This window comes from Finegoldia magna ATCC 29328 (assembly GCF_000010185.1).
Taxonomy (GTDB): Bacteria; Bacillota; Clostridia; order Tissierellales; family Peptoniphilaceae; genus Finegoldia; species Finegoldia magna_H.
Genome location: NC_010376.1, coordinates 1,366,074 through 1,379,174, shown reverse-complemented (window position 1 = coordinate 1,379,174; position 13,101 = coordinate 1,366,074). Strand labels below are relative to the sequence as shown.

The 13,101-nt window shown below is 30.1% G+C and carries 9 protein-coding genes; 7 read left to right on the top strand and 2 right to left on the bottom strand.

The annotated features are described in order from the left end of the window. Positions 1 to 71 precede the first annotated feature (71 nt). The gene (locus tag FMG_RS06660; protein ID WP_012290941.1) at positions 72 to 1,613 is read left to right on the top strand and encodes an ATP-binding cassette domain-containing protein; all 1,542 of its coding nucleotides are present in this window, start codon (positions 72 to 74) and stop codon (positions 1,611 to 1,613) included. Continuing rightward, entirely contained in the window at positions 1,606 to 3,135 is a 1,530-nt protein-coding gene (locus FMG_RS06655) for an ABC transporter ATP-binding protein/permease (RefSeq protein ID WP_012290940.1), read from the top strand. Before FMG_RS06660 ends, FMG_RS06655 begins: the two co-directional genes overlap by 8 nt. A gap of 32 nt (positions 3,136 to 3,167) precedes the next feature. Here the strand turns inward: FMG_RS06655 and FMG_RS06650 are convergent, their stop codons facing one another. Continuing rightward, entirely contained in the window at positions 3,168 to 4,319 is a 1,152-nt protein-coding gene (locus FMG_RS06650) for an iron-containing alcohol dehydrogenase (protein ID WP_012290939.1), read from the bottom strand. Positions 4,320 to 4,411: 92 nt separating this feature from the next. Continuing rightward, positions 4,412 to 5,854, bottom strand: a complete 1,443-nt coding sequence (locus tag FMG_RS06645; protein WP_012290938.1) for a threonine synthase — start codon at positions 5,852 to 5,854, stop codon at positions 4,412 to 4,414. 224 nt (positions 5,855 to 6,078) lie between these two features. Between FMG_RS06645 and FMG_RS06640 the strand changes: the two genes are divergently transcribed. The 5 genes from FMG_RS06640 to FMG_RS06620 all read left to right on the top strand — a co-directional run bounded on the left by FMG_RS06640 (position 6,079) and on the right by FMG_RS06620 (position 13,000). Continuing rightward, on the top strand, positions 6,079 to 7,653 hold the full coding sequence (locus tag FMG_RS06640; protein WP_012290937.1) for an ATP-binding cassette domain-containing protein: 1,575 nt from the start codon (positions 6,079 to 6,081) through the stop codon (positions 7,651 to 7,653). A gap of 84 nt (positions 7,654 to 7,737) precedes the next feature. Next, positions 7,738 to 8,193, top strand: coding sequence for an iron hydrogenase small subunit (locus tag FMG_RS06635; RefSeq protein WP_227930505.1), 456 nt, complete (start codon positions 7,738 to 7,740; stop codon positions 8,191 to 8,193). A 110-nt stretch (positions 8,194 to 8,303) separates the two neighbouring features. After that, a complete protein-coding gene (locus FMG_RS06630; RefSeq protein WP_012290935.1) occupies positions 8,304 to 9,443 on the top strand; it encodes a YibE/F family protein in 1,140 nt (379 codons plus the stop codon). Positions 9,444 to 9,545: 102 nt separating this feature from the next. Beyond that, a complete protein-coding gene (locus FMG_RS06625; protein ID WP_012290934.1) occupies positions 9,546 to 10,661 on the top strand; it encodes a YibE/F family protein in 1,116 nt (371 codons plus the stop codon). Then, a complete protein-coding gene (locus FMG_RS06620; RefSeq protein ID WP_012290933.1) occupies positions 10,661 to 13,000 on the top strand; it encodes a cell wall-binding repeat-containing protein in 2,340 nt (779 codons plus the stop codon). The genes FMG_RS06625 and FMG_RS06620 overlap by 1 nt, the downstream gene beginning before the upstream one ends. Positions 13,001 to 13,101: the final 101 nt, after the last annotated feature.

Below are 13,101 nucleotides of genomic sequence, written 5' to 3'. Positions count from 1 at the left end.
GATTTGAAATTTATTCTATTTCGCAAGATTTTATTAGGTGGTATAATCAAAAAAGAGAGGAATTTGTGATTATGAAAACTAAAGAGAAAAAATATTTTATTTATTCAAGTTTGTTTTATGTATTTATTTTTGTGCTTGATTTTTTAGTGTCTGTAATTACATCAAATTTTGCAGACGAATTTGTAAAACTAAATACAGTAGAATTTCAAAATACAATAAAAACTATGTTAATTATAATATTAGTATTTGGTGTGAAATTTTTATTAGAAAAACTAATACCTTATAAATTAGAATTAATAAAACATCAATTAAAATTTCAGTTAAAAAACAACATACTAAAAGATATTTACAATTTACGAAAAGAATTGTTATTCGAATTGTCAGGAGAGCAAGTTTTGCAAATTGTAGATAAGGATAGCGAAATCGTAGCAAGTTTTAGGTTTGAATATTTGGTAGAATTTTTTTCTTCATTATTTATTTTTGCGACGGTACTTGTTTCATTTTTGGTTTTAAGTTATAAGGTGACTTTTATTTTTGCTTTGTTAGCTATTTTGCAAATAATACCGCCAATAATTACTAAAAATAGCTTATATAAGATTTACATGGATACTAGAAAAATAGAACAAGATACTACTAACTGGATTATTTCAGCATCAGAAGGAAGAGATGTATTGAAAACTTTTAATGCGACTGATTGGTATTTTAAAAATAAAAGGAATTTAGATGAACTGAATGTAAATGCAGGAACTAAGGCTGAAATCGCATTTGCTCTTGAAAATGCGATGTATTCTCTGTTAGATTTGATTTTAAAAATAGTTAGTTATGCAATTATTGGTATAGCAATCTATAATCAAGAAATTACTATTGCTGAGTCGGTGTTTATGATTATGTTACTGAGTACGTTCTATTCCAATTTTGAGAATATAACAAAATATATTTCGAAGGTTCAAGAATTCAATGTATCAAAAACTAGAATAGATAATATTTTAAATAAAGATATTAATAGTAACGATGTAACAGTTTCAGATACTGATTCTCTAATAGATTTAAAAATTGAGGATTTAGATTTTTGTCAAAATTTAAATGGAACTAATCTTAAGTTAGAAAAAGGAGATAGAATTCTAATTTCTGGAAGTAATGGCAAAGGTAAAACAACAATCTTCAATTTAATTTTAGGACTTTTACACTCAAATAGCGAATTGATTATTAGAGATATTCCAGAAAAACTTATAAGCTATTTAAATCAAAATGATTTATGTATTTCTTTTACTATGAGAGAGATTATGAATATGCTTGAAGGAAAAGAATACGTTAAGAAAGTGCAAGAACTCTGCAATTATTTTGGGATTAAGGAGCTTGATTGGAATAAATACTTAGATGAATTATCAGGTGGAGAAAGGAAAAAATTCGCATTAGCAGTGTGTCTGGCATCTGATAAGAATATACTTTTGTTAGATGAACCGACAAATCATTTAGATGATAAATCAGTGGAAAAACTAATCGGTATTTTAAGCTCTGATTCACGAGAAATGATTGTAATTAGTCATGATGAAAGGTTAAATAAAATATGCAATAAGACTTTAGATTTAGATAGCGGTGATAATTATGTATAAGGATTTATTCAAGTCTATGAGACTTGGCGCAATATTAGGTCTTATTAGCAATATAATTCAAGATGTGTCAGCAGTTTTCATAGCGATAGTTTTGGGAACTTTTACATCTGCAGTATTGAATTCAGATATAAAAATGATGAAATCTTCAATATATAAGTTGCTCATTGCTATTTTGATTACTGTAGTTTTGATACCTATTTTTCAGATTTTATCAAATAAAATTATCCTGAAAAATAGTTTTACTCACGAAAATTTGCTAATAGACAAATACTTAAAATTTGATGAAAGTATTTTAAGAGATATAAAATCTTATAAATTTGACAATATTATAGAAAAAGAAGCAACTATGCTTAGATTGAATTTTATATGGGCATTTCAAAATATTTCAGAAGCTTTAATAATAGTTTTAATTTTGATAATAAGCTTGAAAGAATTACCAATTTATTATTTCATATTCATACTTGCTATGGGATTTTTAAGATTTGTATCATTTACTACTTTTAAGAATGAAGTTTCTGAATATACAAGAAACAAATATACATTTAAAGAAAATGAAAGAAAAATATTATTTTCTTGCTCTTTCGAAAAAGATTGGTTGAAATTTAATAATTTGTACACAAAATTCATACAGGTATACAAAGAATTATTTGATGAATTTCTGAATGATAAAATATCAACAGGAGAAATGTATACAAAAACTCAAAACGCAGTAAGAAATTTAGCAGATGGATTGTTTTTAATACTAGTAGTGGGAATTGGAATTATTCTATGCTCTAGGAAAATTATAGGAATAAATTCTATAATAAAAGTTTTAGCTATGTCTGTTGTTATCAATAAATTTTTTGATTGTATGAAAAAGTCCGTGGACTCATTTATTCAATTAAAAAGTTTAAAAGTTAATGTTGGAAAATTTTATTCAATTATTCCAGAAGATAAGGTTTCTAATAGTGGCAATAGTGAAATCGAAATAAATGCTAAAAATTTAAGTTACACGGTAAATGACAAAAATATTTTAAAACCTGTAAATTTTATTATAAAAAAAGGAGATAAAGTTAAAATATCTGGAGAAAATGGAACTGGAAAAACAACTTTAATTAAAATTTTAAGTAACATTTATACCGATTATAATGGAAATATTAGTATTAACAACACAGAGTTAAATAATGCGAAGAATATCAACATAAATTATTTTTGTCAAAACTCTTATGTTTTTCCAACTACTGTGAAAGAGAATATTTTCCTTGGGAAGAAAAAAATAGATACTGTATTCACAGATAATAAGTTACTAATGAAAACAAATGTGAATGATCTATCTGGTGGGGAAAAACACAAAATAACTTTGGATAGGGCGTTAATAGGAAACTCAAATATATTTATATTTGACGAACCACTCAATCACTTGGATATCGAATCAACCGAAAAATTTCTGAAAGTTTTTGATGAAATTGAAGGAATAGTTATTTTTGTCGACCATAAAAATATAATTAAAAACTACAATAAAGAAATAATTTTATCTCACTAAAAAATCTGCCTGTTTCAAGGCAGATTTTAGTTTTAATATGCGTTATTGTAAATTGTTTCGATGTCTGATGTTGACAAATCTGAGTAGCTTGTTTTATATGCAGCTGTGTTTTCAGCCATTTCTTTTATTTTGTCTTTTGGAATGTCAAGTTCACGAAGTGTAGTTGGAGCTCCGATTTCTTTGAAGAAGTTTTGTAGTGCAACGATTGATTCTAGTGCTAATTCTTCATCTGTTTTTCCTTCTGGATTTATATTCCACACATTGATTGCAAAGCTTCTGAATTTTTCCAAATGATTTTTGTAGACAAATTTCAAATAATTTGGATGAACTACTGCAAGTCCCATTCCGTGAGTTACATCAAAATACGCGGATAATGTGTGTTCCAATTTGTGGCTTAACCAATCTGAGCTTTTGCCAGTAGCAGTAAGTCCGTTGATTGCAAGTGTACTTACCCACATTAGATTGCTTCTAGCTTGGTAATCCTTAGGATTTTTGAGAGCTACTCTGATACTGTCGATTACAGTTTTCATCAAGCTTTCTGATATATTATCTGTTGTGTTTTCGTAATCTGGTTCTGAAAAATATTCTTCCATTATGTGGCTGAACATATCGCAAGTTCCACTGATTAATTGGTATTTTGGAAGTGAATAAGTGTATGTTGGGTCGATTATTGAAAATACTGGATACAATAATCTGTGCCCGTAGCCGTATTTTTTCTTTCTTTCGATATTTGAAATTACACAACTACCGTCCATTTCACTACCAGTTCCAGCCATTGTTATTACTGTTCCAAGTTTGATAGCATCAGTTGGTTTGTTTTTTTCTTCGAAGAAATAATCCCAGAAATCTTCATTAGTTTTTGCACCCATTGCAATAGCTTTAGAGCAGTCCAATGTAGATCCGCCGCCGACAGCTAGTATAAAATCAATGTCATTTTCTTTGCAGATTTTGATTCCTTCATAAACTTTGTCAGTTCTTGGGTTTGGAGTGATTCCAGAAAGTTCGAAAACTTCTTTGCCTTTCAGATTTTTCATAACATCATCGTAGACGCCATTTTTCTTGATGCTTCCTCCACCATAAGTTACCAAAATTTTATTGTAATCTTTTAATTCTTCTTTTAGGTTTGTAACTTGACCTTTACCGAAATGTACTCTTACTGGATTGTAAAATGTAAAATTTTTCATAATGCCCCCTTGTTTTATTTCAAATTTACTCATATAAATATATATCCGCTAATCATTTATTTAAAACAAAAAGCAGCGTAAAATTACGCCGCTTAATTCATTTCTTGTATTTTTTTGTAAACTATATCTTTGATTTCAGTTGAACTAAAAGTTTTAGTGTCAATTTTTTTGATGTTTTGTAAATTATCGGGAATAGGCGATTTTATAAAAGAGTTTAATTTTTCCAAAGCCATATTTATATCCAAATCTTCATTGTATCCGAATGATTTCAAAAGCTTATCTGTAGATGAATATGGAGAAGTTGTAGCCATAATTATTGAAGGCGTGTAATCATAAGAATCGATAACGTATTTGTCGTAGGCGAGAGAAGCCGTTGCGGTTTGAGGAGATAATGGATACTGACATTCCAAGAATAATCTCAAAATTTTCTGACTAACCTCATCACTTGTCAAGCTGTATGTTTCGATACAACTTAATTTCTCGAGTTCTTCTGGATACAAAGTAAACTTATTGTTTTCTCTAAAATCTGTGAAAATCTCTCTAATTCTTTCGTGATCATTTATCAAATGATGAAGTAATCGTTCGATGTTTGCCAAGACCAATCTTTCAAATGATGTTGATTCTTCACCGAAAACTTCGTCATAGACAAATTCTCCAGTATCCAAGAATTTTTTGAAAGACAATGGAGTTTTTGTCGCACAAATTATTTTATTAATAGGAAGTCCCATTCTTTTTGCGTAGAAACAAGCCATTATATTGCCGAAATTTTCCGTAGGAATACTTACGTTGATTCTTTTTCCAGCTTCTATCTCTCCGTATTTTACCATAGTCACATAACTGTAAAAATAATAAATAACTTGAGTGAGAACTCTGATTATATTCAACGAATTGCACGTAGAAATCACGGATTCTTTTTGTGCAATCAAATTTTTGATATCAGAATCGTTTATCAAACTATCCACCAATTTTTTACATTCATAAAAATCACCATCTACGCCAATTGCACAGATATTATCGGAAAGCGTGGATAATAATTTTGATTTTTCGATATCTGAGATATTATTTGGATAAAACACGAAAACTTTTGTGTTCATCTTTTTGAAATTCTCAATCGTAGACACAGAAATATCAGTAGAAGCTGTGAACAAGTATAAGTTTTTCACATCTTCATTATTATTCAAATTAATATCTATAAATTTAGAGATAATACTCAATGACAAGTCCCTATAAGATAGACTTTTGTTGTTGAAAAGTTCGACGTAGCATCTATCATTTGTTTTTCTCAAAAAAACATTAGGCTCATCTCCATCGTAAGCGTTATTTACAATGCTTGATATTGAATCTTCGTCGATATCAGTTAAAAAATGCTTCAAAATATATATAGCAAGTTCGTTATATGTCATATCTCTAAGAACATCAATATCGTACAAATTATCTAAATTCAAAGGAACGTAAATATCATCATTTATACAATTGAAGATTACTTCTTGAGAATCGATAGTTATTGAATTATCCCTAGTGCTAATAAATTTCATATTTCCTCCTAATATTATTCTAATTATATCATTTTATGAGATTTAAGTTAATCTTTTTAAATTTTGATTAATTTTAGGTAAAATTATGCCGAAAATATAACGAAAAGCTTATAACTATTGTTTATTTTTTTTTGAAGAGTATAATAATAGTAAAGCGTTTTCTAATCAATAGAATTGATTGTAGCTTTGGGTAAGAATTATAAATTTGAAGGAGAGTGGACATTATGATAAAAGTAATTCTTAAAAAGAACATTAAGTTTATGGCAGTATCTTTAATTATGAGTTTAATTATGGTTGTGGCGACGCTGTCAGTACCGTTTTTAAGTAACAAGATTTTCAGAGATATTACCAACATTCAAAGAAGTGATTTGTACTTATTGTTTGGGATAATGGTTTTAAATTATTTTATTCAAATAGGGCTGATTTTGTTAAAAGAAAAAGTAGCAGTGAATGTGAATTCAGAGAACTTGGGTAATTTTATGCAGGATTTATTTCACGTGAAATACGACACTATGATTAATTTGGGAAACAATTCATTGATTACTAAGGTTTCGAAGTTGACCAATTCTATTTACAGTTTTTTAATTGACGATGTCAATACTATGGTTAGTTCCATTTTGATAATTATTGGAGCTTTGATTTTTGTTTCAATTCAAAATATTTATTATGGTTTGATTTTACTGGCGATAATACCATTTACATTTTTTGGATTTAAATTAATCAATAAAAAATTATCCGAAAAATGTGTTTCATTATCTGCGATTACTTCCAAAAACTACCAAGATTTTAACAATATTTACAGCAATCCAGATTTTTTGAAACAATACTCCAAGTTTGATGGTTTTGATAATCTTATCAACAAGAAAATCGTGGAAATTTTTGAAGCGCACAAAAGCGTTAATCAATTCGCAGGTGCAGCAAGTAGCAGTATTAGAATGTTTAACGAGCTTGTGCAAAACGCTTTGTTGATATGGATAAGTTATAATGTTACGATTGGAAATGCTAAGTTGTATTCAATCGTTGTGTTTACTTTGGTAATCAATGTATTCTTCGACTCATTGTATTCGTTAAATGGAGTGAACATCGATTTAACGAATTTGAAGGTGGATTCTGGATTTTATAAGGAAAATATTTTAGATAATTTAGAAAACAAAGACGGGATTGCTGTTGAAAATACTATTAGCAAAGTGAAGTTTGAAAATCCTGTTGTAAAAATTTTGGACACTGAGTTCAAATTTGAAATTAACGAAGAATTTTATCCTTCAGATATCGTATACATAGACGCAAAAAGTGGTGCTGGTAAGAGTACATTACTGCGTTCGTTGTTGAATATCAGAGATGTTGATGGAATATCTATCAACGAAAAGGCCGTCAATTCATTATCTTTGGATGAATTAAGAGAAAAAGTCGCATACGTTCCACAAAATCCACTTATCATTCCTGCAAGTTTGAGGGAAAATATTTTGGTGGATACAGTTAAAGACAAATCTATCGATGAAAAAATATTGTCGATGGATGTTTTGAAACCTGTGTTGAAGAATAAAAACTTGGATTCGGAAATTTTGGCAAATGGAGAAAACTTGTCTGGAGGAGAGAAACAAAGAGTATCCATCGTTAGAAGCCTAATGAGAAATGCTGATGTTTATATTTTTGACGAAATAACAAGTAATTTGGATTCAGAATCACAGGAAGATTTCTTCTCGAATTTTATTAAAGATATCGACAATAAAATCGTGTTCATTATTAGTCATGATAAAAAAGTACAAAAATATTGCAACAAAACAATGCATGTAAAATAAAAGCGAGCTGATTTAATTTCAGCTCGTTTTTAACATGTGATTCTGTCTAATATTTTATTGATTTTCGGATCAAGTGGTGGTGTATTGAAAGCTGCAGTGAGAACTGCTTACAATATGTTAACTGGTGATGACCTTGAACAATTAGAGTTCAAGGAACTTAAAGAAATGAAAGGCATCAAAGAATCTAGTATCGAAATTTTAGGAAAAGAAGTTAAGGTTGCTGTTGCAAGTGGACTTGCAAATGCGAGAAGACTTTTGGAAAGAATTAGAGATGGAAAAGCTCACTACGAAATTATAGAAATCATGGCTTGCCCTGGTGGATGTATCGGCGGAGCTGGTCAACCACTTCTTAGAGGAAATGTTTCGAAATTAGAAAAGAGAATGAAGGCTATTCACACAGAAGACAGGGACAAACCAATCAGAAGATCTTACGAAAACAAATCTATCAAAAAGATTTACAATGAGTATTTGGATGCTCCTGGTTCAGAAAAAGCACATCATTTGCTTCACACAGAATATTCTTCAAGAGAAAAATATTAATTCAATAATAGATAAAAGTTCTTTGGCGATTGCCGAGGAACTTTTTTATTGAAACCAATTATCAAACTAAAAAAATTGTAGTATTATATATAGATGGAGTTGGTGAATAATTGAAAAAAATTTGTAATATATTTTTAGGACTAATTTTGGCTCTGATTTTTATAATAAATTTAAAATGGGGAAATAATGACCATTTGGTAAGCTATGATGGAATTGAGCTTGATTATGTAAAAGCTACTGTAGTAGATATTGTAGATGAAACTCTGGATTATCCTTACAATTCAAAACCTGTTGGAATACAAAACATCAAAGCGAAAATTAGAAAAACTGGAGAAATTGTGAATGTGGAGAATAAACTAGAAGCATCGCATAGTGTTTTAGTAAAAAAGAACGACAAAGTAATTCTGGCGAAAAGTAGAAATCCTCATCATAATTCTGAAACTTTTTACAGGATGTATAATTACGATAGAAGTTTTAGTACAATCTTATGGATGGGATTATTTATAATTTTCATAGCAATTGTTGCAGGAAGTAGAGGAATAAAAAGTACGATTGCTCTTGTGATTAGTATATACATAATTTTGTTTTTCGATATTTCGCTTATCATGAATGGATTCAATAATATTGTAATTACGATTTTAACGGTGATTTTGTGTACAATATATTCCACTTTGATATTATATGGTTATTCTAAAATGAGTTTAATCAATATGATTTCTGTTTCTGTATCATTTATATTTGTGAGTATTTTGGTTAAGCTAATGAGTATCGGACTTAATATTTCGGGGTATAATCTGGAAAATGTCGGAGAATTGATACTCGTAATAGGAAAGGTATGGAAATTAAATATTGACAATTTACTGTTTTCAACTGTTGCTATTTCAGCATTGGGAGCGTCAATGGATGTAAGTGTATCGATAGCTTCTGCATTAAGAGAAATTCAATCACTAAACAAAGATGTATCGAGCAAAAAATTATTTAAAAGTGGGATGAGTATTGGCAGAGATATTATTGGAACAATGGTCAACACATTAGTATTTGCATTTATTGGATCATCACTTGTGAGCATAATGATTTTTATATTGCACGGAACAAATACTTTTAATAGAGTTGTAAGTTCTGATTTTTTTGCAGTGGAAATTACGAAAGCGCTAATTGGAATTAGTGTTGTGATCATAATGGTTCCAGTGACTTCTTTTATTGCATCGAAAATATACAATGAGAATAGTTTCTTTAAGCATATCAAATGATGTGCTTTTTTTAATGCTTTTTTAACAAATTTTTACATTTTATTAACTTTGAAAAACATAAATTTAATATTTTAATCGTACAATGTAATAGGTGATGAAATATTGAAGAAAATTGTTAATGTAATTTTAATCTTGCTTTTGGTGGTAATTTTCTTTTTGAATAAAAGACTAGATGATAACGAAAGCTTGATTAGTTACAAGGGTGTGGAATATCTGCGAGCGAAGGTAGTGGAAGTTGTGGATGAATCGCTAGATTATCCGGACAATTCTAAACCTGTCGGCGTTCAGAAGATTAAAGCTAAGATTTTAAAAACTGGAAAAGTTGTGGAGTTGGATAACGAACTTGTGAACACACACAGCATTAAAGTTCACAAAGAAAGTAATGTTATTCTAATTCAAAATCAAAATTCAGGTTCAACTGATGATTATTACTATTCCGTGTACAACTACGATAGAAGTATAAGAATTTTTGTGATTATAGCATTATTTGTAATATTTTTGGCTGTGATTGCTGGGATAAAAGGCCTCAAAAGTGCGATAGCTTTATTTGTAAGTATTTACATAATTTTATTTTTTGATGTGGCGCTTTTGATGAATGGATACAATAATATTTTGATTACGATTATAACTGTAATTTTGTGTGCAGTCTATTCTCTAGTGGTGTTGTATGGATACAGTAAAATGACTTTGGTGAATATGATATCGATAGGAACTTCATTTTTGATAGCGGCAATTATGGTCAAAATCATTGGAAAAGTTTTGTATGTTTCTGGACACAATATGGAAAATGTAGAAACGTTGATTTTGATAGGAAAAACGTGGGGACTTAGGATTGAAAACTTATTATTCTCTGCAGTTTCCATAGCATCTCTTGGTGCTTCAATGGATGTTAGTGTGTCGATTTCATCTTCTTTGAAAGAAATTAAATCATTAAATACAGATTTGGATAGCAAGAAGCTTTTTCAAAGCGGAATGAATATAGGTAAAGATATTATTGGAACAATGGTAAACACGTTGGTGTTTGCATTTATTGGGGCTTCTCTAGTGACGATTATGGTTTTGATATCGCACGGAGTAAGTTTTAATCAGCTTGTAAATTCTGATTTCTTTTCAGTGGAAATCACAAAAGGGCTGATAGGTACGGTCGTTGTGATTATAATGGTGCCAGTGACATCATTATTCTCATCAATTATATATAATCTTAAGGGGGAAAATTAATGAACAAAACGGCAAAAGCGTTATTAGCACTGGGTATGGTATTTTCTATAGCTACAACAGCTACATACACAACTACATTTGCTGAAACTAATGTAAAAAATGATGTTAGCACAACAGCAACACAAACTCAAGAAGAATCTCAAATAAGATTTCCAATCTTGACTATAGGTAAAGACCAAAGCGAAAGAAACTTCACTTGGTACAGCAAGAGTAAAGAACAAGGTTATTTGGAAATCGTAGAAGCAAATGATCAAAAAGATTTTTCAAATGCAACGAAAATCAAAGCTGTAACTTCTGACAAGAACACAACATTTGATATCAATGACAAATCAAACGCAAAAGTAAAAATCGAAAAAGATAAGAAAGATCAAGCTTTAAAAGATTTGTATGAACTTAAAGATATGTCAAACTCTCAAGTAAATATCAAAAGCTTGAAACCAAACACTAAATACATGTACAGAGTTTACAATGGTAATGGCAAAAAATCTCAAGTTTTCGAATTTACAACTCAACCAAAAGGAGACTTTACATTTGTATTAGCAGGGGACCCTCAAATTGGTGCTGGTAAATTCTACGCAGACAGAGACAAATGGGAAAAAGCATTGGGAACTATCAAAAAACAAGTTCCACAAATGAGTTTCTTGTACAGTTTGGGAGACCAAATCAACGAATATACATCTAAATCAGAATTAGAATACAGTGGATATATAGAAAGAGAAAACGCAAAAGGAATTACATTTGCAACTTTAATTGGTAACCACGATTCGCAAGCAAATTCATATTCACAACACTTTGCACTTCCTAACCTTCAAGCTGAAGGGAAAACAGAAGCAGGTTCCAACTATTATTTCGTGTACAATAATACGTTATTCATTCAGTTAAACTCTAACAACATGAATACTGCTGAACACAAAGCTACAATTGAAAAAGCAATTGAAATGACAAAAAATCAAAAAATCAAATGGAAAGTAGTTGGCTTCCACCACGCTATTTATTCTGCAGCAACTCATGCGAATGACGATGACATTATCAAAAGAAGAGCAGAATATCCAGCATTGATGAAACAATACGGTATTGATTTAATAGTAGCAGGTCACGACCACGTATACACTAGAAGTCGTATGATGGATGGTGGAATAGCAATTGAAAGCGAAAGAAACTTTACTGACAAATCAAAAGAAGAAGGTAAAGTTCCATCAAAATATGTAAACCCAAAAGGACAATTATATTTAACTGCAAACTCTGCATCAGGTTCAAAACACTATGATTTAGTAGAATTCAAAGACTACATGGCAGTTAGAGACCAACATTACAAGCCAAACTTCACAGAAGTTAAAGTGACTGACAAGTCAATAGTTGCTACAACTTATGAAACAGATTCATTAAAAGTTGTTGATCAAGTTGAAATCGAAAAATCAACTGCAAACACTACAAATGAAAATGTTCAAAGAATTTCTGGACAAAACAGAGTACAAACAGCTATCGAAGTTTCTAAGAAAATGTTCAAAGAAGGAACTAACAAAGTCGTATTAGCTAACCAAGATAATTATTCTGACGTTTTGACAGCTGCTCCATTTGCAAAAGCAAACAACGCATCCTTGTTGTATGTATCTTCTAATTCAATTAGTAAAGAAGTAATGAGTGAAATTGCTAGATTAAAAGCTAAAGAAATCACTATTATCGGTGGAGAAAAATCTGTCGATGAAGGATTGAAAAAAGAATTAGAAAAGAGAAACTTCAAAGTTGACAGACTTTCAGGAATTGACAGATACAAAACAAGTGCACAAATCTCAGCTAAACTTATCGACGATAAGACAACAACACTGGAAATCGCGAGTGGTGAAAATTATGCCGATGCATTATCACTTAACAACGCAGCTGAAAAAGACAAAGCTCCAATACTTTTAGTAAGAGTTAACGCTATCGACAAATCGGTTGAAGATGTTATCAAATCATCAAAAGCATCATTAATAAACATAGCTGGTGGTGAAAAATCAGTATCTGAAAGCACAAAAGCTAACATCAAAAAAATCTCCAATGCTACAGTTAACAGAATTGGCGGAGCTGACAGATACGAAACAAGTATTCTTCTTGCAAAATATTCTGGAGCAAAAGAAGTTGTCGTAGTAGCAAGTGGCGAAAACTTTGCGGACGCATTAGTTGCAGCACCATTCTCAGCAAAACAAAAAGGTGCAATCCTTCTTACTAACAAAGACAAATTAGGACAAAAAACAGAACAATTCATCAAAGATACTAAATTCAACAAATCTTATGTAATTGGTGGAGAAAAATCAGTATCTGAAGATGTAATTACTCAATTAACAAATATCATAAAGTAATCCCATAAACTTCTAAATTTTAGGTATCCTCTCAATTTATATTGAGGGGATATTTTTGTTATGAATTTTAAAAATCTGGGTATAAATTACTCAAACAAAGG